Here is a 25,038-nt window from a genome sequence, read left to right as displayed (position 1 = left end):
GTGTCAGATTATGCGAGATGGCAGGCGACCGCATTGCCATCCGTGAGTTTTCGTAAGGCGGGATCGTCGGTCTCGCACTGCTTGACGGCCACCGGGCACCGCGTCCGGAACCGGCACCCGCGCGTCGGAATGCCTTGTCCGACCTCGCCGGCCAGCACAGCCGCCGGCTTCCTGTCGAGGCGCGCCGATGGAATGGCGGCCAGCAGTGCGCGCGTGTAGGGGTGACGCGGGTTGCGCCACAGCGTGGCATGGTCGGCGCTTTCAACGATCCGGCCGAGATACATCACGAGCACGCGGTCGGCAAAATAGCGGACCACCGACAAATCGTGCGAGATGAACAGATAGGCGAGCCCGAGATCCTTCTTGAGGCCGACCAGCAGGTTGAGGATCTGCGCCTGGATCGACAGGTCCAGCGCGGATACGGGCTCGTCGCACACCACGAGCCTGGGATTGAGGACCAGCGCGCGGGCGATCCCGATGCGTTGGCGCTGACCACCGGAGAACTCGTGCGGATAGCGCTGCAGCGCCTCAGGCGGGATGCTGATCTTGCCGGCGATGTCGAGAATCCGCCGTCGCCGTTCTCTGGGATCCCTGACGCCGTGAACCTTGAGTGGCGTATCCAGGATGGTCCCGATCCGCTGCCGCGGATTGAGCGAGCCGAACGGATCCTGAAAGACCATCTGAACCGAGCGGCGAACCGGGCGCAGTGCGCGCTCGTCGAGTTGGCTGATGTCCGCTCCGTCGAGGCGTATCGTGCCCTCGCTCGGCCGCAGCAGGCGGACGATGGTTTTGCCGAGAGTCGACTTTCCGCAGCCGGATTCGCCGACCAGCCCGACCGTTTCGTGCTCGGCGACCTCAAGTGAAACGCCGTCGACGGCATGCAGCGTATGCCCGCGCGTGGTATAGCTGGTGCGCAGATTCTCAACTGACAGCAATGGCATCGAGGCGGCCTCCCTGAGCTTGGAGCTGGCAGCATGCGACCGACCAGCCGGAGCGGATGGTGCTGGGCGTGATCGTCGCCAGCGCGGGCTGTGCCAGGTGGCAGGCCGCTGCCACCCTTGGGCAGCGGGGTGCGAATGAGCAGCCGGTCGCTCCGGCCGCGGACGCGACCGAGCCCTTGATCTCGGTCAGTCGCCGGTCGGTGTAGTGCGCGTCGTCGCCGACGGACGATGCAAGCAGGCCCTGCGAATAGGGGTGTTTCGGGCCCGCGAAGAACTCGCCGACCGAGGCCTGTTCGACAATCCGGCCTGCATACATCACCGCGACCCGGTCGGCCCATTGCGCCACCGCGCCAAGGTCGTGCGTGATCAGCAGCATCGCCATCGAGAGCTGTTGCCGCAGGCGATCGAGCAGTTCCATCACCTGGGCCTGGATGGTGACGTCGAGCGCCGTGGTCGGCTCGTCCGCGATGAGCAGTTGCGGGTTACAGGCAACCGCGATGGCGATCATCACGCGTTGCCGCATTCCACCGGAAAAATTGTGCGGAAACTGGTCGTAGCGGCGTTGCGGCTCGGCAATGCCGACGAGGTCGAGGAGTTCGATCGCGCGGGCTTTGGCCCTCTTGCGCGACAGCCCTTCATGACGCCGGATGATCTCGCCGATCTGCGCCCCGATCGTCAGCACCGGGTTCAGCGACGTCATCGGCTCCTGAAGGATGATCGATATCCCTTTGCCGCGAATGCGGCGCAGTTCACGCGACGATACCGTCGCGAGATCCTGACCGTTGAACACCACCTGTCCCCCGGCGATCGAGGCGGTCGGTGGCAGCAGCCGCAGAATTGAAAACGCGGTCAGCGACTTTCCGCAACCGGACTCTCCGACAAGCGCCAGGGTCTTGCCGTGTTCAATGGCAAAGGTGATGCCGTGCACCGCCTCGCCTCGCGGAAAGCCGATCCTGAGATCGAGCACTTCGAGGACGGGATGAGGTCGTTGCGGCAGACTCATCGTGTCTCCGATCGCGGATTGAGAATGTCGGTCAACCGGTCGCCAATGATGTTGATTGAGAGCACGGTCAGCACGATCGCGAGACCCGGCAGCGCGGTCAGATACCATTCGCTGCGCAGCATGGTCCGGCCGCTGCCGATCAGGCTGCCCCAGCTCACCCGATTGGGATCGCCAAGATTGAGGAACGACAAGCCGGCTTCGGCAAGAATGCCGTTCGCGACCAGGACCGATGTCGCAACGACCAGGGTCGGAAGCGCGTTCGGCAGGATTTCCCGGACAATGATCCGCGTGGTGCCGTAGCCGAGGCCGCGTGCGGCCAAGACGAAGTCGGCATCGCGCAATGTCATGAACTGGGAACGTGCCAGCCGGGCGATCATCGGCCAGGAGGCGAGGCCGATCGCCAGGACGATCAGGAAGATGGAGGGATCGCCGATCGCGAGAATGACGATCACCAGCAGGATCGCCGGAATGGTCTGGAATAGTTCGGTCAGGCGCACCAGGACATTGTCGACGATGCCGCCGAAATAGCCCGCGAGCGCGCCGATCGTGGTGCCGATCACGAGACCGATGAGGGCGGCGAAGAACCCGACCAGCAGCGAGACCCGCGCGCCATGGACAATTCCTGCCGCGAGGTCACGGCCGAGTGTGTCGGTACCAAGTGGGTAGCCCCAGTCCTGTCCGGGCCACAGCAGCGCCGGCGCGACCATGTCGAGCGGGTCGGTAGGGTAGATCAGATTGGCGGCCAACGCGATCGCAACGACGCCGATCAACGACATCGCGGCGAAACACAGGAACGGGTCGCGCAACCACGTCACCAGCCATCGTCGCCGGGCGTTCATGATGCGCGTCGCCGCCAGCGCGGGAGCCGCGACCGGAGTGGCCGAACTGTCAGCGACGACATCTGTCATGTTCCATCCGCCTGTCCGTGGAAGCTAGAGTTCGATCCGCGGGTCGAGCCACATCACGATCCAGTCGATGATGACATTGGTCACGATCACGACGACGCAAGACAGCAGCAGGATCCCCAGCAGCACATTGAAGTCGCGGGCGACCAGCGAATCCATGGTCAGGCGACCGAGCCCCGGCCAGTTGAAGACGGTCTCCACTACCACGGCGCCGCTCAAGAGGTTGGCAAGGTGGAGGCCCGCGACCGTGGTCACCGGAATCAGCGCATTGCGCAGCGCGTGACGAAATTGCAGGACGAGCGGGTGCAGGCCTTTGGCGGCCGCGGCGCGTATGAAATCCTGCCGCAGCACGTCGAGCATGGCGGCCCGGGTCAGGCGAGCATAGATCGCAACGAAGAAGGTCGCGAGCGCCAGCGCGGGAAGGACCAGATGCAGAACTCGATCGCGCAGCAGCGCGAGGCCGGTCATCCCGGCGCCGATCGTTTCGCTGCCGCCGGAGGGTAGCCAGCCGAGGCGCGCCGAGAACAGCACGATCGCCATCAGGCCGACCCAGAATCCGGGCGCGGAATAAAGCAGCAGGACGATTGCCGTCAGCAGTCGGTCCGGCCATTTGTTGGCGAAGACCGCCATGATCCATCCGAGCAGGATACCGAGCGTGACGGCAACGAAGAAGGCCGACAGCATCAGGAGCAAGGTGTTCGGAAGACGTTCCATGATGACATTGATGACGGGCACACCATAATTACTCGATGTGCCGAGATTGAGGACGGCAATGTTGGCGACATAGGTCATGAAGCGCGTGGCCAGGGACTGATCGAGTCCAAGGGTTCGACGTAGCGTCTCCATCGTCTCCGCGGTCGCGGAGCCCGACATGCCGGCAATTGCATCGGCGGCGTCGCCAGGCATCAGGTTCAACAGCAGGAAGTTCAGCGCGACGATGCCGAGGATGGTCGGGATCGCCTGGATCGCGACGCGGCGCAACATCTGTCGGGCTGGGCCGAAGGTCACGATCCCGCGCTCTCCTCGAACCGGCGATCGACGGTCGGCAGGCCGCGGCGGGTCATACCGGCGCTCCCGTCACGATGTGACGCTCGAGAAAGTCCAGCCGGTCCTGACCCCAGTAAAGCTCACCCTCGAACAGGTAGGTCGGCGAACCGAAGACGCCGCATTCGATCGCTCGAGCCCGGTTCTCGTTCCAGCGCTCGCCGACGGCTTGCGCCTGTTCACAGGAGAGCAAACGCTGGCCGTCGTAACCATTCGCGTCGGCAATCTCGCGTCGAATCTGGGTGGCGCCGATATCGGCGGCGCTCTCCCAGTAGGCGCGTTGCAGCGCGAGGGCGAGCGGCATGCCTTCGGCGCCGGTGGTTTCCGCTGCGACCACCATCATCGCGGCAGGCGTCGGGTCCTTCAGGTCACTCGGTCGGTTGTCCGTTTGCATGGGGACGCCGAGATGGCGGCTCCATCGCCCGATCTCCGAGCGAACGTAACGCTGTCGCACCGGCGGCTTGTTCTTTAGCGGGATCCAGCCGTGTTCGTCGATGGTGGTCATCAGCAACGGCCTGATGCGCAGGTTGTGGCGTCTTGCCAGCGTGACCAATCGTTCGGCGCCGAGATAGGCCCAGGGAGAACTGATGGAGAAGAAGTATTCGATGACCTGCGTCATGTGACCGGCTGTCGCACCAAGCGCTATATCGTGGAATCCGTCGCCGCAGCGTGAGTGCGGCATTCGAGCGGGGATTAGTGCAAATATCGCAGCCGCTCGCTATCGCTTTCGACAGGTCTTTGGCCGGTCTTTTGCAATAGATCATTTCAAAAATGAAACTATTCACGAGGATGAAGCTCGTGCCAGAAATTACGGCGCGCGAAACATCATCGATCGCCGTGCCATTTGTTGTGATCGGTGCCTTGTCGCGTACGGCAACGATAGAGGACCGAGATTGATGGGTGAGCCGAAGCTCAAGCTGTCTGCCGACGTTGGCGGAACGTTCACGGACGTCGTGCTGGAACATGGGGCGCGGCGCTGGACCGGAAAGGTTCTGACGACGCCGTCGTCGCCGGAGGAAGGCGTCCTTCGCGGCGTGAGCGAAATTCTGGCGCGCGCGGAGAAGGCCATCTCCGACGTCGACATCTTCATCCATGGAACGACCCTGGCGACCAATGCAATCATCGAGAGGCGTGGCGCGAAGGTCGCGCTTATCGTCACCGATGGATTTCGTGATGTGCTCGAGATCGGCACCGAAAGCCGCTACGACCAGTACGAGCTGGCGCTGGTGCGGCCGAAGCCGCTGGTCGAGCGGCCGCTGCGATTTGCGGTACGCGAGCGGATGGATGCGCGCGGCGGCGTCCGTCTTGCGCTGAACGAGGCGGATGTGCTGGACGTCGCGCGGCAGTTGAAGGCGGAGAAGGTCGAGAGCGTGGCGATTGCCTTCATGCATGCCTATGCAAATTCGGCACACGAGCTGGCAGCCGCGAATCTGCTACGCTCGGAGATGGCGGATCTCTACATTACGCTGTCCTCGGAAGTCTGCCCAGAGGTCCGGGAATTCGAGCGGACATCGACCGCTGCCACGAATGCGTACGTGCAGCCGCTGATGGACGGCTATCTGGCGCGTATGCAGGACAAGCTCAACGCAATGGGCTTTCGCGGCGCGCTGTGCCTGATGACGTCCGGCGGCGGTCTCACCTCGGTCGAAACGGCGCGAAAGTTCCCGGTGCGGCTGGTTGAGTCCGGCCCGGCGGGCGGGGCGGTGTTCGCTGCGCAGATTGCGGCGCAGCTCGGCGAACGCAAGGTGCTGGCCTTCGATATGGGCGGCACGACAGCCAAAGTCAGCCTGATCGAGGACTTCCGTTCAGAAACGGCGCGGGTGTTCGAGGTCGATCGGGCGGCGCGGTTTCTGAAGGGGAGCGGTCTGCCGGTTCGTATCCCCGTGATCGAGATGGTTGAGATCGGTGCCGGCGGCGGATCGTTGGCGCGACTCGATTCACTGAAGCGAGTGACGGTTGGTCCGGAGAGCGCATCCTCCGTCCCGGGTCCGGTCTGCTACAATGGCGGCGGATCCGATCCTGCGGTGACCGATGCCGACGTCGCGTTGGGCCTGATTGATCCGGCGAGCTTTGCCGGCGGTACCATCAAGCTCTATCCCGATCTGGCGAAGGCGGCGCTCAAGAAGGTCATCGGGGATCCGCTCGGGCTCGAGGCAGAGATGGCTGCCTATGCCGTCTACGAAATGGTGTGTGAGAATATGGCCAGTGCCGCGCGCGTCCACGCCGTCGAGCGCGGCGCGGTGGCCAGCAGCCACACGGTGATCGCATTCGGCGGTGCTGCGCCGCTGCATGTGGCGCGGGTCGCGGAGAAGATCGGGGCCGATCGCGTGATCGTCCCGCCCAATGCAGGCGTCGGTTCCGCCGTCGGTTTCCTGGCGGCGCCGATCTCCTACGAAATGGTCAAGACCAAATACATGCGGCTGGAAGGTTTCGACGCCGCGGCTGCGACCGAACTGTTGCGCGGCATGTCGCGCGATATCCGCGCATGGGTGGATCCGGCGGCGCAGGGCGAGCCGGTGGTCGAGCGCCGCGTTGCGTTCATGCGCTATGTCGGGCAAGGGCATGAGATTGCCGTCGAACTACCGGTCCGTGATCTCTTGGCGACCGACACCCCCGCGTTGCGCGCGCGGTATGAGGCCGATTACGAGAAGCTGTTCCGCCGCTCGATCCCGGCGGCGGCGATCGAGATCATGGCTTGGTCGGTCGACGTCTCGACCGTTTCGAAACTGCCCGAGCAGGTCCAGGACGTCGACCAACATTCGGTGGCCGCGCCCGGTGAAAGCATCCGGATTTTCGACGGCAGGGCCGGCAAGGCGATCGACGTGTCGCGCTACCGTCGCGAGAAGCTGGCGGTCGGCGCTCGCCTGTCGGGGCCGGCGATCATCGCGGAAGAGGAAACCTCGACATTCGTCACGGAGAGTTTTGACGCCTGGATCGATGGCCTGGGGGCAATCGTGATGGAACGCAAGGGAATGATGGCGTGACCGAAGCGCGTCTCAATCTCATCGATAAGCAGATCATGTGGAGCCGATTGATCGCGGTCGTCGAGGAGCAGGCCCAGACGCTGCAGCGGACGGCTTTCAGCACTATCGTGCGGGAATCCGGCGATCTCGCCGCCGGCGTGTTCGATGCAAGGGGCCGGATGCTGGCGCAAGCGGTGACCGGAACGCCCGGCCACATCAATTCGATGGCGTTGGCCGTGGGACATGTGATCGATCACTACCCGATCGCGACGATGCAGCCGGGCGATGTCTTCATCCACAACGACCCGTGGTTGGGAACGGGGCACACCAACGATTTCTCGCTGACGACACCCTGCTTTCGCGACAGCGAATTGGTCGGGTTTCTCGCCTGCAACAGCCATCTGATGGATATCGGCGGGCTGCGTGACATGTCGTCGTCGACCGACGTGTTCATGGAGGGGCTGTACCTGCCGATCCTGAAGATCGTCGACGGCGGCGTGCTCGACGAAACGCTGTTGGCGGTGATCCGCGCCAACACGCGCCAGCCGGTGGAGACGGTCGGCGACGTCTATTCGCTGATGAATTGCAATGATGTCGGCTGCACGCGTCTTTTGGAGATGATGGACGAGTTCGGGATCGACGAGCTCGACGAACTCGCTGACCACATCATTGATACCTCGCGCGACGCGGTGAAGGCCGAGATCGCCAAACTGCCCAAGGGAACCTGGCGCTCGTCGCTGATGGTCGACGGACAGTCGGAGCCGATCGAACTCATGGCGACGCTGACCGTCTCGGAAGGCAACGTCCACGTCGACTATGCCGGATCGGCGGGGATGACGCGGCACAATTTCAATGTGCCTTACTGCTACACGCTGGCTTACACCTCCTATGCGCTCGGCTGCATCATCGCCCGCGACATTCCCAACAATGCGGGCTCGCTCGAGCCGCGCACCGTCGCCGCGCCGCAAGGCTCGATCGTCAACGCGATCAAGCCGGCCGCGGTGGTCGCCCGGCATCTCATCGGCCTGATGTTGCCAGACCTCGTGTTCGGCTGCCTGCGCCAGGCGATTCCGGATCGTGTGCCTGCCGAAGGCTCCGGCGTGCTCTGGAACATCGGCGCGAGTGGTCCGAGATCAAGTCCGCCGCGTTTTGGTGAAGAGTTCATGGTCGGCGTCGTCACCACCGGCGGCATGGGTGCGCTGCCGTTCCGTGACGGCCTGTCGGCGACAGGATTTCCTAGCGGGGTGCGCGGTGGCCCGATCGAAATATTCGAATCGATGTCGACCGTTATCGTCTGGCGCAAGGAATATCGCCAGGACTCCTGCGGCGCCGGCCGCATGCGCGGCGGCCTCGGCCAGCACATCGAAATGGAAAACGGCATCGACGAGCCGTTCTTCTTCAACTGTGCCTTCGAGCGGATGAAATTCGCGCCGCGCGGGTTTGATGAGGGCTTGAACGGCGCCGCCGGCTATGTCGGCTTGAAATCCGGCGGCAAGCTGCCGGGTAAGGGTCGTCATCTCGTCCCCGCCGGTGAGCGGGTTGTGATCATGTCGCCCGGCGGTGGCGGCATCGGCGATCCCAGGCAACGTGACCGGGAGAGTGTCGAGGCAGACTTGAGAAACGGTCTGGTGTCGGCGCAAGCCGCGCATGAAGTCTATGGCTTGGAGAGAAAGCCATCCGACGCGTCGCGAACCGAGCCTCTCCGGGAATATCAGCATGGATAGAACAGCGTCTTCGAGCCTTATCGACAAGCAGATCATGTGGAGCCGCCTGATCGCGGTCGTCGAGGAGCAGGCCCAGACGCTGCAGCGGACGGCCTTCAGCACCATCGTTCGGGAATCCGGCGACCTTGCCGCCGGTGTGTTCGATGCGAGGGGCCGGATGCTGGCGCAGGCCGTGACCGGAACGCCCGGCCACATCAACTCGATGGCGTTGGCGGTCGGTCACGTGATCGACCATTATCCGGTCGCGACCATGCAGCCGGGCGATGTCTTTATCCACAACGATCCCTGGATGGGGACTGGCCACACCAACGACATTTCGCTGACGACGCCCTGTTTCCGCGGCGACGAGCTGGTCGGCTTCCTCGCCTGCAACAGCCACGTGATGGACATCGGCGGGCTGATCGACCGCGTCAGTTCGACCGACGTGTTCATGGAGGGGCTGTACCTGCCGATCCTGAAGATCGTCGTTGGCGGTGTGCTCGATGAAACGCTGATGGCGGTGATCCGCGCCAACACCCGCCAGCCGGTGGAGACGATTGGCGACGTCTATTCACTGATGAACTGCAACGATGTCGGCTGCGTCCGTCTTCTGGAAATGATGGACGAGTTCGGGCTCGATGAGCTCGACGAGCTCGCTGACCACGTCATCGATGCCTCGCGCGCCGCGGTGCAAGCGCAGATCGCCAAACTTCCCAAGGGCACATGGCATGCGACGCTCTCCCTGGACGGACAAAGCGAGCCGATCGAACTGAAGGCGGCGCTGACGATCTCCGAAGGCAACATCCACGTCGACTACAGCGGCTCGGTCAAGATGACGCGGCACAATTTCAACGTGCCGTATTGCTACACGCTGGCCTACACCTCCTATGCGCTCGGCTGCATCATCGCCCGTGATATTCCCAACAATGCGGGCTCGCTGGAGCCGCGCACCGTCTTCGCGCCGGAAGGCTGCATTCTCAACGCCATCAAGCCGGCGGCGGTGATTTCGCGCAGCCAGGTCGGCTTGATGCTGCCGGATCTGGTATTCGGGTGTCTGCGGCAGGCGATCCCGGATCGCGTGCCGGCGGAGAGCACGTGTGCCTTGTGGGGCATCACGATCCTCGGTCCCAGGACCAGTCCCCCGAAGCTCAACGACTGCTTCCAGGTGCAAGTCACCACCACCGGCGGCATGGGCGCGCTGCCGTTCCGCGACGGCCTGTCAGCGACGGGATTTCCGAGCGGCGTACGTGGTGGCTCGATCGAGATCTTCGAATCGATGTCGACCGTCATCGTCTGGCGCAAGGAATATCGTCAGGACTCCGGTGGCGCCGGCCGTATGCGCGGTGGCCTTGGCCAGCACATCGAGATGGAAAACGGCATCAACGAAGCGTTCCTCTACAACACCACGTATGAACGCGTCGATCATCCCGCTCGTGGTGTTGGCGGCGGAGGATACGGGGCCGCGGGCGTGATCAGCCTGAGGTCCGGCAAGAAGCTCGCCGGCAAGGGCCAGCACCTGATCCCCGCCGGCGATCGCGTGATCATCCTGTCGCCCGGCGGCGGTGGCATCGGCGATCCCGGCACGCGGGACCGTGCGGTGGTCGAAGTCGATCTCGCCAACGAGCTGATCTCGCCCGAGGCGGCGCGCGATCTGTACGGCCTTAGACTTGCCGCTGCGGAATAGCGGTTTTCCGGCTTTGCCTGGCAGATGAGGAGCTGAAAGAGTGGCTGACATCAATCCTGACCGGCGTTCGATCCTTGCGGGCCTGTGTTCATTGCCGGCCCTGGGGATCGCCGCATCGATCGGCCCGCAAGCGATAGCCGCGGCGGTGGGTCCGCAGAAGGGCGGTGTCCTGACGCTGGTCCAGGCTGGAGAGCCGCCGGCGCTATTGTCGTTCGTGAACTCCTCCAGCCTGGTGTTCAGCGCCAAGGTGACCGAGGGATTGCTGGAGTTCGATCATGATATGAATCCGCAGCCGCTGCTGGCGACGGCGTGGGACGTCGCCCCTGACGGCCTGACCTTTACGTTCAAGTTGCGTGAAGGCGTGAATTGGCACGACGGCGAGGAGTTCACATCCGAGGACGCAGCCTTCTCGATCTCGGTACTGAAGAAGCTGCACCCCCGCGGCCGGACTACATTCGCCCAGGTCAAGGCGATCGAGACTCCCGACAAATACACTTTGGTCCTGCGGCTGGAAAAACCGACGCCGTACCTGCTGGCGGCAATGTCATCGGCGGAATCGCCGATCGTGCCGAAACACCGCTATGGCGATGCGGATCCCTTGGTCCACGTCAACAATACGGCACCGGTTGGAACCGGCCCCTTCGTCTTCAAGGAGTGGGTCCGTGGCAGTCACGTCATCTGGGACCGTAATCCGAACTACTGGAATAAATCTCTACCCAATATCGACCGGCTGGTGGCGCGCTTCATTCCCGATCCGGCTGCGCGCACGGTCGCCTACGAGGTTGGCGACGTCGATCTCGGTTATCGGACGCCGGTACCTTATCGCGACGTCGAGCGCCTGACCAAGAACCCGAAAATTGCCATCGAAGAAAAAGGCTATGCCTACGACCCGCCCAACATCATCATCCTCGAGGCCAATCTCGAAAATGACTATCTGAAGAACCTCAAGGTGCGGCAGGCAATCGCTCACTGCCTCAACCGCGAAACCATCTGCAAGGTCGTGTTCTTCGGCAACGCCGTTCCATCAGCCGCGCCAGTCGTGCCCTACCACAAGGATTTTCACGACGACAAGCCGTCGCCGTATCCATTCGATGTCACTGTCGCGGCGAAGTTGCTGGATGAGGCAGGGTATGCGCGCAAGGGGAGCGCGATGCGCTTCGGCCTGACGTTGGATTATACGACCGAAGAACAGCGGGTGCTCGCCGAGTTCCTGCGGGCGGCGATGGGCCGTGCGGGGATTGGTATCGAATTGCGCGGCCAGGACATGGGCACCCTGGTCAAACGCGTCTACACCGAGCGGGCCTTTGCGCTGCACCTTGCGTCGATCAGCAATCTGTTCGATCCGCAAGTCGGCGTGCAGCGTCTGTATTGGTCGAAGAATTTGATCAAGGGCGTACCGTTCTCGAACGGAACGGCCTACAACAATCCGGAAGTTGATGCGCTCCTGGAAGCAGCGGCAGTATCGCTGGACCACGCCGATCGCATCGCGAAATGGAAGCAGATCCAGGAGATCGTCATGCGCGATGTTCCGAACTTTCCGATCGCGATGCCGTCATGGTTGACGATCAGCCAGAGCCGGGTCCGGGACCATTCCACCAATGCGGAGGGCTTTGAGGGGTCACTGGCGCGCGTCTATGTCGCGACTTAGAGCCATTGATATGATGCTTCAGCAACGCTGAAGCCGCCGCGTCCTCGCTCAAGACGTTGGATACGAGGCCCATCGCACCTGTTGCGCAAATTCGGGCAGGCGCGGCCGGTTGCGCAGAATTCCAGCAATCGCGATGAAGGGAATGGCAAGTTGAAGCAATCCCGATCGCAAAGCCACGCGTTTGCTCCCTCGGAAGCATGGCACACGATTTGCTTAACTCAATGGTTGGACAGGGAACAAAGGGAGGGCCGCACAAAAAGAGGTGGCCATGCGAAATGTTGGTTCGAATGTCCGGTCTTCGATCGACGTCGACCGGCTCAATCTGATCGCGTCGTTCGTCTCCGTCGCGGAGCATCTCAGTTTTATCGCCGCAGCAAACGTCATCGGGACCTCGCCTTCGACGATCAGCCGCAAAGTGTCGCGTCTTGAAGATGCGCTGGGATTGCGGCTGTTCGAAAGGACGACGAGGCGTGTAGCGCTCACGGAAGCCGGACGTCTTTATCACGCTCAGTGCGTCCAGATCTTCAATCATCTTGCCGACGCGGATGCGATGATCGCGTCGCTGAATTCGGAACCGAACGGCCTGTTGCGGGTGAGCTTTCCGGTCGCCTTCGGCCGACTCAAGTTGTCCGAGATCATCAGCGAGTTTCTCGACGCGTATCCGAAAGTCAGGGTCGAGGCCAACTACACGGATCGCTTCGTGGATCTCATCGAGGAGTCCTATGATGCCGTTGTGCGGATCGGAAGCCTGCCCGACTCGACACTGATCGCGCGCAAGATTTCCGATAACCGCAGACTCGTCGTTGCGTCTCCAGCCTATCTTGAGCGGCACGGCGTCCCTCGCGAGCCGGCCGATCTAGCATCCCATCATTGCCTTAGCTTCAGCCACTATTCCGCATCTGGTAGTGTCTGGCGCTTCAAGCTCGACAACCGGATCGAGGAGGTCAAGGTATCCGGCGAATTCAGGTCGGATAACTCCGAAGCGATCTACGAAACAGCGTTGCGCGACCGCGGCATCGGATTGGTCGCCAGCTATCTTTGCCACGATAGCATCGAGAGGGGCGATCTCGTTCCGCTCTTGCCGGACTGGACCAGCGTGCCGGAGGCCGGCGTCTATGTCGCCTACAGCAGTAGCAGGCATCTCGCACCCAAGGTCAGGGTGTTTTCCGACTTTCTGGTGCAGAAGTTGAAGAATGTACCGTGGTAGCTCGGGGTACGCGCCGCGAGGACGCGAAGCTGCGTCTGCACCGGCTCTTCAAGCGTCTCAAAACCTTTGGCGATTTCGGCGTGCGTGCGCCTCGCACTATCGAGGTCTCGACGCTTGATGCATTGCGCGCGTCAACCCGCCCCAGGCATTCTGAGCCTGGCCGCCGTTCCGGGCGTTGTAGCCCGAGGCTACGGATTGACCTCGACCACGACGGCCTTGATGCCGTATTTGCCGTTTCGACAAGGGGCAGGCGCCAGGCGGGAGAGGAAAGATCCTTTTCATCCGGCAACGAAGCGGCTATGTCCGAGCTGCCTGAAGATTGTCCGACGGCATACCAGTATGAGCCCTGTGAACGACATGCTCGTGGAAAGACCTGTCGCATTGCGCGAGCAGGTCGTCGGCAATTTGCGTAATGCCATCATCAACGGACAGTTTGCGCCGGGAGCCCGGCTCGTCGAGCGCCAGATGTGCGAGCTTCTTGGCGTGAGCAGGACGCTGGTCCGGGAAGCGCTCCGCCAGCTGGAAGCCGAAGGTTGGGTTCGTATCCTACCCTATCGCGGTCCGATCGTAGCCAGCATGACGCCCGAGGAGGTTCGCGATCTCTACGAGGTGCGCTCCGCCCTTGAGGGGATTGCGGCTTTGCGGGCGGCGGAGCGCGCAACGGCGGAACAGCTGGATCGCCTTGCCGCGGCCGTCGATGCCATGACAAGGGCGCAGGGGCGGGGCGATTCGACGCGCCATCGCCAGCAGGTGCACGTCTTTTACGAAGTTCTGCGCGAAGCCGCCGGCAACGCGCTGCTTCGGGCTCAGTTGGAGACGATGAGCGCCCGCATGGCCTGGCTGCGAAGTTTTACGCTGGTGCGGCCGGAGCGCGCGGCAATAGCGGTCAAGGAGGAAGCGCGCCTTCTTGCTGCGCTTCGCGCCAGGGACGGCGCGCGCGCACGCGAGCTATGTGAAATGCATCTCCGCGCCGCTGGCGAAGCCGTGGTGGCGGCCTTTCAGGCACGCTCGGCTCAGGATTTGCGCAGCCGGAAGAAATGATGTCATCGGGGCAATTCTCGCGTGCTTCGATAAATAGCGCCCCAGTAACGCGCTTTCCGTAGCATTCTTGGTGACATGCCTCGTCCGCCGCTCGCGAGATCGGATGGCGAGCGGCGGCGGCGATCCGCGCATTCCCCGCATCATTCGCGCCCAAATTCTCCGCACAGCGGTCGGTTGACCGATCCCAATATTGTATTACGGTCTACGAAATAAGAAAAAGCGGAAGCTCAGGGTGATGCGCCCGCCCAACAACAGAGTGGATCAACGATGATCGCCAAGCTTCGTTATGCAGCCTCACGCGCCATGCTGTCCGCGTTGGTCGCGGCCGTCCCCTTCGCCGCATCGGCCGAGACGATCACCGCCGCTTCCGACGTCGGCTTGCCGCCCTTCGCATTCAGCGGGGATGACGGCAAATATCGCGGCATCGACATGGACATCGCCGCAGCGCTGTCCGAGCAGATCGGAGCGGCGATCGAGATCATCGACCAACCCTGGTCGACCACCTATCCAGGATTGAACGCCAAGAAATTCGACATCGTGCTTGCGCCGGCAACCGTTTCGGCGGAGCGCGCCAAGGCGATGCTGTTCGTGGAACCTTATGGTGACGCCATCTATGGCTTCCTCACGAAGAAAGCCGGCCCCAAAATCACGACGATCGACGATTTGCGGGGCAAGACCATCGCTGTGAACAAGGGCAATCTGTTCGACCGATGGCTCAGCCAGCGCGAGGCCCAGTATGGCTGGACCATCAACCGGTTCGACAAGACCAGCGATGCCGCAGCAGCCGTAGCCTCTGGGCAGGCAGATGCGGCGATGATGTATGTGGCGGCGGCGGGCTGGATGTCGAAGCAGAACGCAGCGCTCGCGCCGTCGACCTTCACGATCAACAACGGCGAGGTTTACGCCTATTCGGTGCGTCTGGCCGACAAGGAGCTGCGCGAACGCCTCGATCGCGGGCTCGAATGCCTGAAACAGAAGGGTACGCTGGCGGCGATCTTCAAGAAATGGACGGATCTCGATCCAGCACCCGGAGGAGCGGTGGTGACTATCGCCGCCGGTTATGGGGTGCCGGGATTTGCGAACTACGACGAAACTCCGCACAGCCTGTCCTGCAAATGAGTGCCACTGTCGTCATGCTCGACGTAGATCCAGGCGCGAGCAGCGCGACCGCGACACGTCGACCGGTGCTCGAGTTGTACGGGCTGCGCAAATCGTTCGGAGCGGTCGAGGTCCTGAAAGGCGTCGATCTGGTCGTGCGAGCGGGGGAGATGGTGTTCATCATCGGCTCCTCCGGCAGCGGCAAGAGCACTCTCCTGCGATGCTGCAATCGGCTGGAGGAGCCGTCGGACGGCGCTGTCATTGTCGATGGGGTTAATATCCTGCGCCACGGCGTCGATCTCAACCAAGTCCGCCGGCGGATTGGGATGGTCTTTCAGTCGTTCAATCTTTACCCGCATATGACGGCCCGCCAGAACGTCACGCTGGCGCTGCGCAAGGTTGCCAAGAAGGACCGCGCCGAGGCTGATGCGATAGCCGAGCGCATGCTGGCCCGCGTAGGCCTCGCGGACCGTTTCGATTTCTATCCAGGCGCGCTGTCGGGCGGGCAGCAGCAACGCGTGGCAATCGCGCGCACCCTCGCGCTCGACCCCCAAATCGTTCTTTTTGACGAACCGACCAGCGCGCTCGATCCGGAACTGGTGAACGGCGTGCTGGGCGTCATGCGCATGCTGCGCGACGAAGGCATGACCATGGTCGTGGTCAGTCACGAGATGCGCTTCGCCCGCGATGCGGCCGACCGCATCGTGTTCATGGCGGAGGGGCAGATCGTCGAGGAGGGCTCGCCCCGCGAGATCTTCGGCGCTCCCCGGCATCCAAGGTTGCGCGAGTTTCTCTCCAGCGTCGGAGGAGCCTGACGGCATGGACTCCTTCGCGGACAATTTCCTCAACTGGTCGGTGGCAGCGGACTATATGCCGGAACTGCTGGCCGGCATGTGGCTGACATTGAAGCTCGCGGTCATCGTCAATGTCGGCGGCCTCATGGTGGGAACCCTGCTTGCACTATTGCGCTCGTTGCGCGTCCGGCCCGCGAGCTTTCTTGTGGTTCTGTTCGCGGACGTCATGCGCGCGTTGCCGCCATTGATGCTGATGGTGGTGGCCTATTTCGGGCTGCCCTATTTTGGCATGAAGCTGAACGGCTTTGCGGTGGCATCGATGGTGCTCGCCGCGGTGCTTGCGTCATTCACCGAAGAACTGCTCTGGGCGGGATTGGGCGCCATTGCCAGGGGCCAGTACGAGGCGGCCCGCTCCACCGGGCTGACTTTTCTCCAGATGATGCGATACGTCGTTCTGCCCCAGGCCTTCCGGCTGATCCTGGCGCCGCTGACAAGCCGGATCATTGCCACCACCAAGAATACAGCGCTGGCGTCCGTGGTTGCCGTTCCGGAGCTGCTGTCGCAGGCAAATGCCGCGCAAGGTTATTCCGGCAATGCCTCGCCGCTGACGGTCGCTTCCATCGGATACCTCGTCATTCTGCTGCCGATGGTGATCGTCGCCAGGCGGCTGGAACGCGTGAGGAAGCTGGCGTGATGGGCGGATTCGCGGACGCATTTCTCAATACGGCCGTCTTGGTGCGGATCTGGCCGCTGCTGCGGTCCGGATTCGGAACCACCGTGGTTCTCTCGGTCATCGTCGTGCCCGCAGGCCTAATGGTCGGGCTCTGCGTCGCGCTTCTGCAAACGGTTCCGTATCGGCCGCTGCGCTGGGGCATGGTGGTCTATACCGACCTGTTCCGCGCTTTTCCCCCGCTCGTTCTGCTGATTTACGTGTACTACGGACTGCCGTTCTTCGGCATCAATACAAATGCACTGTGGTCCGTGGTAATGGCGCTGACGCTGAACACGTCGGCCTATTTCGGCGAGGTCTTCCGCGCCGGAATCGAGAGCATCCCGCGCGGGCAAATCCAGGCCGCGCGCGCAACCGGACTGACGGCAGGCCAGACCATTGCCTATGTCGTGTTGCCGCAGGCCATCCGCAACCTGCTTCCTGATTTGACCAGCAACGTTCTCGAGACGATCAAGCTCACCTCGCTTGCCAGCGTGGTCACGCTGCCCGAGCTGCTGCGTGCGGCGCGGCTCGCCCAGGGCAACACCACCAACGCCACACCGCTGATCGCCGCCGCCGCGATCTACCTGGTCTGCCTTTGGCCGCTGGTGCGACTGACCAGCCGCTTCGAGCGCCAGCTTCTGGCGGCAAGAACATGAGTACGAGGGCCATGCAGCTTCAGACGTCGACGGCACGCAGAGGCGCGCGTCTTTCCTTCGACATTGGCGGGACCTTCACCGATTTCGTGCTGGAGGACGGCGCGACAGGCAAGCGGCATTTCTGGAAGGTGCTGTCCACGCACCAGGATCCGGCCGCTGCCGTGATGGAAGGCATCGAGCATCTGCTGTCGGAAGCGCAATTCGGCGCCGGCGATGTCGAAGTGGTGCTCCACGCCACGACCGTCGCCACCAATGCGATTCTGGAGCGCAAGGGAGCGCGCACCGCGCTCGTGACCACGAAAGGATTCCGCGACATCCTGCTGATGGGACGGCAGAAGCGCTACGACACCGACGATCTGCGGCTCGTCAAGCCCGAGCCGCTGATCAGGCGCCGCGATATCTTCGAACTCGACGAGCGCGTGAGCCACGAAGGAGCCGTCTTGCGCGAGCCCGACGCGGCCCATGTCGATGCAATCGTCCGGCAGTTGCTGGAGGGCGGATACGAAGCGGTCAGCGTCAGCCTGCTGCATGCCTATGCCAACCCCAGTCACGAACAGGCGCTGGCGATGGCCTTGCGGCGCGCCGCACCCGGAATCTGCGTCTCTCTCTCCAGCGCGGTGTCGCCAAAATTCCGGGAATACGAACGCACCAGCACCACGGTTGCCAATGCCTACGTGCAGCCGATCGTCACGCGGTACGTCACCCGGCTGAGCGAGGCGCTGAGAGGACGCGGCCTGCGGCCGGATCTGATGGTGATGCAGTCCAACGGCGGCTTGGTTTCTCCGGCGCTTGCATGCGAGACACCGATCCGCGTCGTCGAATCTGGTCCGGCGGCCGGTGTCCTGATGTGCCGTTCAGTCGGCCTCCAGGAAGGGATCGCCAATCTCCTGACCTTCGACATGGGCGGCACGACCGCCAAGCTCGGCGCCATCGACAATGGCGAACCCGCGACGCTCGCCACCTTCGAGGTTGACCAGGTTCGCTATACCAAGGGAAGCGGGCTGCCGCTCAATATCTCCGCAATCGAGATGCTCGAGATTGGCGCAGGCGGCGGCAGCATCGCGCGGGCGGAATTAGGAACGATTGCGGTTGGGCCTGCAAGCGCGGGCTCCGAACCCGGTCCGATCTGCTACGGTCGCGGGGGCGAGCTGCCCACGGTTACGGACGCCAACGCGGTTCTCGGCTACCTCAACCCTGCATTCTTCAACGGCGGCCGGATGGGATTGGACGTCGAGGCGGCGCGGCGCGGAATTGAAGCCGTATTGGCGAGGCCGCTCGGCCTCGATACGGCCAGCGCCGCCTGGGGCATTCACCGCATGGCGACGGCGAATATGGAGCGAGCGCTTCGGATCGTATCGGTCGAGCGCGGCCGCGATCCTCGTCGTTATGCGCTGGTCGGATTTGGCGGCGCTGGTCCGCTTCATGCCGCGCGTCTTGCCAGACAGGTCGGCATCCCCAGGGTGATCATCCCGCACGGCGCGGGGTTGGGCTCCGCGGTCGGACTGATGGAGGCCGCACCGAAACTGGACCATGCGCTGACTCGTATCACGCTGCTAACAGCGGGATGCCTGCGCGTCGCACAGGCGACGCTGCAGGAACTCGAAAGTTGGGCCCGAACGAATCTCGCGCGATTGGAGGGCGCAAGCGCGGCGACGTTGCGCTACGGCGTCACGGCGCGCTACGTCGGTCAAGGCTACGAAGTCGCCTTCGATCTCCCGTCGGTGGCCGCGGGCGAGAGCGCTTTCAGCGTCGAGTTCGGACGTCGGTTCGGCGCCGCTTATCGGGCCCTGTACGGCTTTGATGATCCGTCTCGCGCCATCGAGATCATCGACTGGTCGGTGACCGCATGTGTTGAGGCACCGGAGGTCTCGCCAGTGCTGCGTCCATCGCCGTCATCGCCGGAGCGGCGCGCTGCGGCGCGGAGCAGGCCGGTCTATTTTCCGGAGTGCGGCGGATACAGCGAATGCGCCATTCACGATCGCTACGCGCTCAAGGTGAACGAAGCGGTCGAGGGGCCTGCCATCGTGGAGGAGCGGGAATCGACCATTGTGCTCTTGCCCGGCGACGTCGCACGGACGAGCGCGGCCGGCCATCTGATCGTTTCGATCCGGGAACGGGAGTCGTCATGAGCGCCATTTCTCTTCAGCTCGCCGGGACACCCACGGTCGATGCGATCGATCTTTCGGTGATCTGGAGCACGCTGGTCTCGATCGCGGAGGAGATGGGGACGACGCTGCGCTCAACGGCGTTTTCCGAGGCTGTGCGGGAGGCGGATGATTTCTCGACCGGCCTGTTCGACCGGCACGGCCGCCTGATCTCGCAAGGCAATTTCACGCCGGGCCATCTCGGCTCGATGCCCTACGTGGTCCAGGCCGTCGAACATTATTATCCACGGGGTACCCTGGAACCCGGCGACAGCGTGATCCTCAACGACAGCTGGATGGGATCAGGCCACTTCCCGGATTTCTACATGGTGACGCCGGTTTTCGTGGAGGCGCAGTTCTGCGGATACGTCGTCAATATCGCCCATCACGTCGATGTCGGCGGCGCGGCGCCGGGCAGCCAGAAGGTGATGGGCGTAACGGAGGCCTTCCAGGAGGGCATTCGCATCCTTCCGGTTCGCGCGCTGCGCGGCGGCAAATGGGACGAAGAGCTGTTGCGCGTTCTGCTTGCCAATGTCCGGCTTCCCGACATCGTCCGTGGCGACCTGGACGCACAGCGCAATGCGAACTTCACGGGTGCCACGCGGTTTCGCGAACTGATCGGCTCCTATGGCAGCGCGAAGGTCGAAGCGGTCGTGGATGAAATTCTCGACCGCTCCGAGCAGCGTACACGCGAGTTGATCCGCGCCGTGCCCGAGGGCAGCTACGCATTCGAGGACGTGCTTGAGACCTGCATCCCCGGCGATCCGCTGGTCCGCGTCGCGGTCGACGTCACGGTGGCGGACGGGGAGGTCGTCGTCGATTTTTCCCGCAGTGGCGATCAGGTGGCCGCCGCCATCAACGCCTACATCAATTTTACGCGCGCGCACGGCTTCTTCGCCATCAAGGTGTTCACCGGCGCGCGGCTGCCGCACAACGAGGGCGGGCTTCGCCCGATCAGGGTGATCGCGCGGGAGGGAAGCTTCTTCAATCCGCGCTTTCCCGCGCCGAGCGGCGGCCGGGCCGCCATACAGATCCGTATATTCGAGGTCATCAATGGGGCGCTGGCAAAAGCACTGCCGTCGCGCGCGATGGCAGGATTCTCGCATTGGAGCAATCCGATCATCAGCGGTACGCATCCACGCACCGGCGGGCGGTTCATCTATTACGATCTGATTTTCGCCGGGTATGGTGCGCGCGAAGGTGTCGACGGTATCGAAGGGCTCGCTCCGGTTCTCAACTGCGCCAACATTCCGGTTGAGGTCCACGAGGCGTATAATCCGGTCCTGATCCGGTGCCTTGAAGCCATTCCGGATTCGGGTGGCGCCGGTACGCACCGGGGCGGCTGCGGCGTTCGCAAGGACATCGAGCTGCTCGTCGACGAGGCGACGGTCACGCTGCTTGGTGATCGGCACATGCGGCCGCCCTACGGCCTGTTTGGAGGCGAGCCTGGCGCGCTCGCGCGAACAGTCCTGAATCCCGACGGCGCGGCCGAAGACCTGTTGTCCAAGCAGACCGCGACCTTGCGCAAAGGCGATGTCCTCAGTCTCAGGCTCGCAGGTGCCGGCGGCTATGGCTCGCCGGACGAGCGGACCAGTTCCGCAATCGAACAAGATATTGCCGATGGCTACGTCACCCCGGAAGGCGCCCGCGCGCGTTACGGCCGGACCTAGCCGCCCCGCCTACCCCTCGAAGGAGAACGTCTTGCCCCAATTGCTCGCCAACAGTCCTCATGCTCGCGACATTGCATCCGTGCTGCATCCGCAAACGAACCTTCGCAAGCACCTTGAGGTCGGCCCCTCGATCATTACAGGCGGCGAGGGCATCTGGGTCACGGACATCAATGGAAAGCGCTACATGGAGGCGACCGCCGCGCTGTGGTGCGCTTCCCTCGGGTTCAAGAGTGAACGGTTGGCCAAAGTCGCTTATGAGGCGATGCGTACGCTTGGCTATTATCAGATCTTCCGTCACGCATCGAACGAACCGGCCATCGATCTGTGCGAGAAGCTGCTGCAGATTGCGCCGGTTCCGATGTCGAAGGTGCTGCTGCAGTGCTCCGGATCCGAAGCCAACGATACCGCGGTCAAACTGGTCTGGTATCATTGGAATGCCCAGGAGCGGCCGGAAAAGCGGAAGATCATCAGCCGGCTGTCTAGCTATCACGGCTCGACCTGCGTCGCCGTGTGCCTGACCGGAAAGCCTGAATACCACCGGGGATTCGGATTGCCTTTCGACGGCTTCCTGTACACCGATTGCCCTCACTACTATCGCGACCGACTGGAGGGCGAGAGCGAGGACGCTTTCTCGACCCGCATGGCGGATTCCCTCGAGAAGCTAATCCTGTCCGAGGGACCGGAGACTATCGCGGCCTTCTGGGCCGATCCGGTTCAGGGGGCCGCGGGCGCGTTGCCGCCGCCTGCCGGCTATTTCGAAAAGATCCAGGCTGTGCTGCGCCGCTACGATATCCTGCTGGTCGCCGACGAGGTCATCTGCGGCTTCGGGCGCACCGGACGGATGTGGGGCTGTGAAACCTACGGCATGGTCCCTGACATCATCACCTGTGCCAAGGCGCTTTCGGCGGCTATGCAGCCGATCTCGGCAGTGCTGATGAATGACCGCATCTTCCGGTCGATGCTGGTGCAGAGCGATCGGCTTGGCTCGTTCGTGCACGGCTACACCTATGCCGGTCATCCCGTGGCTTCGGCCGTAGCGCTGGAGACGTTGCGCATCTACGACGAGATGGACCTCGTTGGCCGGGTGGGGGCGCTCGAGCCGGTGTTCCTGCGGGCGTTCGGTGCTTTGACCGATCATCCGCTGGTCGGCGACTTCTCGGGCATCGGCCTGATCGGTGGCGTCGAGCTCGTGACCGACAAGGCCACGCGGCGTGCCGCCCCGGCCAGCATAGCGGCGCGCGTCGAATATTATGCGCGGGAGCAGCAGGGATTGATCCTGCGGCTGGTCGGCAACCGGGTCGCGCTGTCGCCCCCGCTGATCATTTCGGCGGATGAGATCGAGGAAATGGCCGCGCGCTTGCGTGGTGCGCTCGATGCGACATGGGCCGAGCTATCGTCCAATTCCGTTGAGATGGCCCTGTGATGGAAGCTATCACAATGAGTGACGCCAACGTCGACGCCGAATGGAAGACAAGGTGTGATCTTGCCGGGCTCTACCGGCTGATCGCGCGTCGAATCCGTCGCCGTGAGAGTCTGCTCTCAATGGTAAACTCACAGAAACCTCGTTGCACATCGTTCCGGCCCTGCTGGACAATCCGGTTCCGCACGGGCTCGCCCCGACGATGCCAAGACTACTCATTTTCGACGGCGTAAAAGCGTCGTCCAAGGCGATCCGCCGTACCTCCGGTTCAGCCGCAGCAATCCAGAAGTGGTGGCACCCTCTGGGCCGGGCCGATGACGTACAGACAACTCGACTGTTGATTCCGATTGTCTTTCTCGGCGCCATCGTCATGTGGACCAACGTGCCTTGGCCAAAAGCGGATTAGAAACTCCGCACCTCGCCGTCGTTGGAGTCCTTCTGCATGTTGTCTGCTTTGGCAGCGCCTCGACCTGCAGGACCGGCTCGGGCTGAACTATCTGTTCATCGCGCATGACCTGGCGGTGGTGCGCGCGGTCTCGAATCGCGTCGCCGTGATGTATGCCGGCGCGATCGTCGAGACGGCGCCGAAAGCGCAGATCTATTCCGATCCGCAGCATCCTTATTCGCGCGCGCTGCTCGACGCACCTTCGCGCGCTGATCCGGATTTTGTCCGACATCCGGTCGTCGCCGGTGAAGTGCCGAACCTGCTCGACCCGCCGCCCAGATGCTGTTTCCACGCGCGCTGCGCATTTGCGATGGAACGTTGCCGCGTCGAAGTGCTGTCGCCGGGGGAGTCAAGCGCCGGTCGCCGTGTCGCGTCCCTCTCTTCTCGACGTGAGGCGCACCGCGCCATTCCGGGCGGACTTCATCGCCACTTTGCCCGAGCTTAAGTTTTCGGCACGCACGGAGCTCCAAACCTACCCGAAGCGATTGGGCCAGACCGCCTCTCCAGACACCGAACCGGAGTGCTGTTGCCAGCCTCCACGACAACAACGCATAGGAGGTCGGCACAGTATTTGCTTATTTCGGTCGATCCCGCAACTTGATCGCGGTCATGGAGCCGACATGCCCACCAAACCATTTCACTTGGCTTGGTTCCTTCAGGGATCGAGTGTGCAGGCCTGGGGCGAGGCCTGGACCGGACATATCGGCCAGACCTGGATGGAGCCTGAGCTGTTCCTGAACGCGGCGCGCGCGCTCGAGCGTGCCTGCTTCGACTACATCCTGCTCGAAGATTCGTCCTACGTCGGCGAGAGCTTCGGTGGCTCGACCGATATCTATCTCAAGAACGGCATCGCGGTGCCGCGTCAGGATCCGTCGGTGGTGGCGGCGTTGATGACGCAGGTGACATCGCGCATCGGCATCGTGCCTACTTTTGGAACATACGCCTATCACCCCTATTTACTCTCCCGCCTGGTGGCGACGCTCGACCAGGTGTCGGGCGGGCGTATCGGCTGGAATGCCGTCACCGGCAGTTCGGACTTCGCGGCCATGAACTTCGGCATGCCAGGCATGCCGGAGCACGATCTGCGCTACGACATGGCTGACGAATACATGGAGGTCTGTAATGGCCTGTGGGACTCCTGGGAGCCGGGCGCTGTTATCGCCGACCGCAAGAGCGGCGTGTTGATCGACCCCACCAAGGTCCACGCCGTCAACTACAACGGCAAGCACTACAAGACGCGCGGGCCGCTGAATTCCGGGCCGGCGCCGCAGGGCCGGCCGGTGATTGCCCAGGCCGGCGGCTCGCCGCGCGGACGCAAGTTCGCGGCCGCCCATGCCGACGCGATCGTGGTCCACGTCAAGGGCATCGAGGCGATGCGTTCCTACCGCGACGACGTCCACAAGCACATGATCGCATGTGGCCGCAAACCTTCCGATTGCAAGGTGCTCTATCTCATCAACCCGATCCTCGGCGACACCATGCAGGACGCCCAGGAGCGCAAGAAGAGGCGGGCCGCCATCGCGATGCAACGCATCGAGGAGCGGCTTGCGCATTTTGGCAAGATTACCAATATCGATTTCGGCAAGTTCGACCTCGACAAGCCGCTGCCCGACGATGTGACCACCAACGGCCACCAGCAGAATCTCGAGCAGTACCGCCTGACGGCGAAAGGGCGCTCGATCCGGGAAACGATGGCCAGCTTCAGTGCGGTCGACCTGTCGGTCGAGCTCTGCGGCACGCCCGACGCCGTCGCCGCACAGATGGGCGAGGTGATGCAGGAGGTGGGCGGTGACGGTTTCCTGTTCTCGATGCCCAACCTCAACAGGCGCACGCTCGCCGAGATCGAGGACGGGCTGGTGCCGGCGCTGCAGGATCGCGGACTGATGCGCAAAGCCTACGAGCACAAGCATTTCCGCGACAATCTTCTGGCGTACTGATTAACCCAAGCAGGAAGGCAGAA

General features: G+C 63.1%; 19 protein-coding genes and 2 pseudogenes. 16 read left to right on the top strand and 5 right to left on the bottom strand.

Annotation, left to right across the window (positions count from 1 at the left end; all coding sequences use genetic code 11):
* Positions 1-8 precede the first annotated feature (8 nt).
* The 5 genes from ABIB73_RS05505 to ABIB73_RS05485 form a co-directional block, all read right to left on the bottom strand.
* The gene (locus tag ABIB73_RS05505; protein ID WP_354222031.1) at positions 9-941 is read right to left on the bottom strand and encodes an ABC transporter ATP-binding protein; all 933 of its coding nucleotides are present in this window, start codon (positions 939-941) and stop codon (positions 9-11) included.
* Positions 922-1,944, bottom strand: a complete 1,023-nt coding sequence (locus ABIB73_RS05500) for an ABC transporter ATP-binding protein (protein WP_354222030.1) — start codon at positions 1,942-1,944, stop codon at positions 922-924. The genes ABIB73_RS05505 and ABIB73_RS05500 overlap by 20 nt, the downstream gene beginning before the upstream one ends.
* Positions 1,941-2,852 (bottom strand): ABC transporter permease, encoded by a 912-nt coding sequence (locus ABIB73_RS05495; RefSeq protein ID WP_354222029.1) that lies wholly within the window; start codon positions 2,850-2,852, stop codon positions 1,941-1,943. The genes ABIB73_RS05500 and ABIB73_RS05495 overlap by 4 nt, the downstream gene beginning before the upstream one ends.
* 24 nt (positions 2,853-2,876) lie before the next feature.
* The gene (locus ABIB73_RS05490; protein WP_354222574.1) at positions 2,877-3,833 is read right to left on the bottom strand and encodes an ABC transporter permease; all 957 of its coding nucleotides are present in this window, start codon (positions 3,831-3,833) and stop codon (positions 2,877-2,879) included.
* Positions 3,834-3,909: 76 nt separating this feature from the next.
* A complete protein-coding gene (locus ABIB73_RS05485; RefSeq protein ID WP_354222028.1) occupies positions 3,910-4,512 on the bottom strand; it encodes a 2-hydroxychromene-2-carboxylate isomerase in 603 nt (200 codons plus the stop codon).
* Between the two features lie 274 nt (positions 4,513-4,786).
* On the opposite strand from ABIB73_RS05485, the gene ABIB73_RS05480 reads away from it, so the two are divergent.
* The 16 genes and pseudogenes from ABIB73_RS05480 to ABIB73_RS05405 all read left to right on the top strand — a co-directional run bounded on the left by ABIB73_RS05480 (position 4,787) and on the right by ABIB73_RS05405 (position 25,015).
* Positions 4,787-6,877 (top strand): hydantoinase/oxoprolinase family protein, encoded by a 2,091-nt coding sequence (locus tag ABIB73_RS05480; RefSeq protein WP_354222027.1) that lies wholly within the window; start codon positions 4,787-4,789, stop codon positions 6,875-6,877.
* Positions 6,878-6,912: 35 nt separating this feature from the next.
* Entirely contained in the window at positions 6,913-8,580 is a 1,668-nt protein-coding gene (locus tag ABIB73_RS05475) for a hydantoinase B/oxoprolinase family protein (RefSeq protein ID WP_502918401.1), read from the top strand.
* On the top strand, positions 8,573-10,243 hold the full coding sequence (locus tag ABIB73_RS05470; protein WP_354222025.1) for a hydantoinase B/oxoprolinase family protein: 1,671 nt from the start codon (positions 8,573-8,575) through the stop codon (positions 10,241-10,243). The genes ABIB73_RS05475 and ABIB73_RS05470 overlap by 8 nt, the downstream gene beginning before the upstream one ends.
* Before the next feature lie 40 nt (positions 10,244-10,283).
* Complete coding sequence (locus ABIB73_RS05465; protein WP_354222024.1) at positions 10,284-11,891, top strand: ABC transporter substrate-binding protein; 1,608 nt, start codon at positions 10,284-10,286, stop codon at positions 11,889-11,891.
* Between the two features lie 268 nt (positions 11,892-12,159).
* Entirely contained in the window at positions 12,160-13,098 is a 939-nt protein-coding gene (locus ABIB73_RS05460) for a LysR family transcriptional regulator (protein WP_354222023.1), read from the top strand.
* A 339-nt stretch (positions 13,099-13,437) separates the two neighbouring features.
* Positions 13,438-14,139 (top strand): GntR family transcriptional regulator, encoded by a 702-nt coding sequence (locus ABIB73_RS05455; RefSeq protein WP_354222022.1) that lies wholly within the window; start codon positions 13,438-13,440, stop codon positions 14,137-14,139.
* A gap of 267 nt (positions 14,140-14,406) precedes the next feature.
* Positions 14,407-15,258, top strand: a complete 852-nt coding sequence (locus tag ABIB73_RS05450) for a substrate-binding periplasmic protein (RefSeq protein WP_354222021.1) — start codon at positions 14,407-14,409, stop codon at positions 15,256-15,258.
* Between the two features lie 14 nt (positions 15,259-15,272).
* Positions 15,273-16,052 carry an amino acid ABC transporter ATP-binding protein gene (locus ABIB73_RS05445; protein WP_354222020.1) on the top strand — a complete coding sequence of 260 codons (780 nt, stop codon included), beginning with the start codon at positions 15,273-15,275 and terminating at the stop codon, positions 16,050-16,052.
* 4 nt (positions 16,053-16,056) lie between these two features.
* Positions 16,057-16,725: an amino acid ABC transporter permease gene (locus ABIB73_RS05440; protein WP_354222019.1), complete on the top strand. Its 669-nt coding sequence runs from the start codon at positions 16,057-16,059 to the stop codon at positions 16,723-16,725.
* The gene (locus ABIB73_RS05435; protein WP_354222018.1) at positions 16,725-17,399 is read left to right on the top strand and encodes an amino acid ABC transporter permease; all 675 of its coding nucleotides are present in this window, start codon (positions 16,725-16,727) and stop codon (positions 17,397-17,399) included. The genes ABIB73_RS05440 and ABIB73_RS05435 overlap by 1 nt, the downstream gene beginning before the upstream one ends.
* Positions 17,396-19,528, top strand: a complete 2,133-nt coding sequence (locus ABIB73_RS05430) for a hydantoinase/oxoprolinase family protein (protein WP_354222017.1) — start codon at positions 17,396-17,398, stop codon at positions 19,526-19,528. Before ABIB73_RS05435 ends, ABIB73_RS05430 begins: the two co-directional genes overlap by 4 nt.
* A complete protein-coding gene (locus ABIB73_RS05425) occupies positions 19,525-21,213 on the top strand; it encodes a hydantoinase B/oxoprolinase family protein (RefSeq protein WP_354222016.1) in 1,689 nt (562 codons plus the stop codon). Before ABIB73_RS05430 ends, ABIB73_RS05425 begins: the two co-directional genes overlap by 4 nt.
* Positions 21,214-21,244: 31 nt before the next feature.
* A complete protein-coding gene (locus ABIB73_RS05420; protein WP_354222015.1) occupies positions 21,245-22,636 on the top strand; it encodes an aminotransferase in 1,392 nt (463 codons plus the stop codon).
* A 151-nt stretch (positions 22,637-22,787) separates the two neighbouring features.
* Positions 22,788-22,922: pseudogene (locus tag ABIB73_RS05415) on the top strand (IS256 family transposase); the annotation flags it as partial.
* A 178-nt stretch (positions 22,923-23,100) separates the two neighbouring features.
* Positions 23,101-23,523, top strand: a pseudogene (locus ABIB73_RS05410) (oligopeptide/dipeptide ABC transporter ATP-binding protein); the annotation flags it as partial.
* Positions 23,524-23,698: 175 nt separating this feature from the next.
* A complete protein-coding gene (locus ABIB73_RS05405; protein ID WP_354222014.1) occupies positions 23,699-25,015 on the top strand; it encodes an NtaA/DmoA family FMN-dependent monooxygenase in 1,317 nt (438 codons plus the stop codon).
* The last annotated feature ends 23 nt before the right edge of the window (positions 25,016-25,038 follow it).

Source organism: Bradyrhizobium sp. F1.4.3, assembly GCF_040548375.1.
In the GTDB taxonomy this organism is placed as follows: domain Bacteria; phylum Pseudomonadota; class Alphaproteobacteria; order Rhizobiales; family Xanthobacteraceae; genus Bradyrhizobium.
Note: the sequence above shows the minus strand (reverse complement) of the source record. Positions and strands in the feature narration are given on the sequence as shown.

Excerpts from the sequence above, each read along its gene's own strand:
- ABIB73_RS05505 (WP_354222031.1), bottom strand. The coding sequence starts at position 941 with ATGCCATTGCTGTCAGTTGAGAATCTGCGCACCAGCTATACCACGCGC.
- ABIB73_RS05500 (WP_354222030.1), bottom strand. The coding sequence starts at position 1,944 with ATGAGTCTGCCGCAACGACCTCATCCCGTCCTCGAAGTGCTCGATCTC.
- ABIB73_RS05495 (WP_354222029.1), bottom strand. The coding sequence starts at position 2,852 with ATGACAGATGTCGTCGCTGACAGTTCGGCCACTCCGGTCGCGGCTCCC.
- ABIB73_RS05490 (WP_354222574.1), bottom strand. The coding sequence starts at position 3,833 with ATGTTGCGCCGCGTCGCGATCCAGGCGATCCCGACCATCCTCGGCATC.
- ABIB73_RS05485 (WP_354222028.1), bottom strand. The coding sequence starts at position 4,512 with ATGACGCAGGTCATCGAATACTTCTTCTCCATCAGTTCTCCCTGGGCC.
- ABIB73_RS05475 (WP_502918401.1), top strand. The coding sequence starts at position 6,913 with ATGTGGAGCCGATTGATCGCGGTCGTCGAGGAGCAGGCCCAGACGCTG.
- ABIB73_RS05470 (WP_354222025.1), top strand. The coding sequence starts at position 8,573 with ATGGATAGAACAGCGTCTTCGAGCCTTATCGACAAGCAGATCATGTGG.
- ABIB73_RS05460 (WP_354222023.1), top strand. The coding sequence starts at position 12,160 with ATGCGAAATGTTGGTTCGAATGTCCGGTCTTCGATCGACGTCGACCGG.
- ABIB73_RS05455 (WP_354222022.1), top strand. The coding sequence starts at position 13,438 with ATGAGCCCTGTGAACGACATGCTCGTGGAAAGACCTGTCGCATTGCGC.
- ABIB73_RS05450 (WP_354222021.1), top strand. The coding sequence starts at position 14,407 with ATGATCGCCAAGCTTCGTTATGCAGCCTCACGCGCCATGCTGTCCGCG.
- ABIB73_RS05445 (WP_354222020.1), top strand. The coding sequence starts at position 15,273 with ATGCTCGACGTAGATCCAGGCGCGAGCAGCGCGACCGCGACACGTCGA.
- ABIB73_RS05440 (WP_354222019.1), top strand. The coding sequence starts at position 16,057 with ATGGACTCCTTCGCGGACAATTTCCTCAACTGGTCGGTGGCAGCGGAC.
- ABIB73_RS05435 (WP_354222018.1), top strand. The coding sequence starts at position 16,725 with ATGGGCGGATTCGCGGACGCATTTCTCAATACGGCCGTCTTGGTGCGG.
- ABIB73_RS05430 (WP_354222017.1), top strand. The coding sequence starts at position 17,396 with ATGAGTACGAGGGCCATGCAGCTTCAGACGTCGACGGCACGCAGAGGC.
- ABIB73_RS05425 (WP_354222016.1), top strand. The coding sequence starts at position 19,525 with ATGAGCGCCATTTCTCTTCAGCTCGCCGGGACACCCACGGTCGATGCG.
- ABIB73_RS05405 (WP_354222014.1), top strand. The coding sequence starts at position 23,699 with ATGCCCACCAAACCATTTCACTTGGCTTGGTTCCTTCAGGGATCGAGT.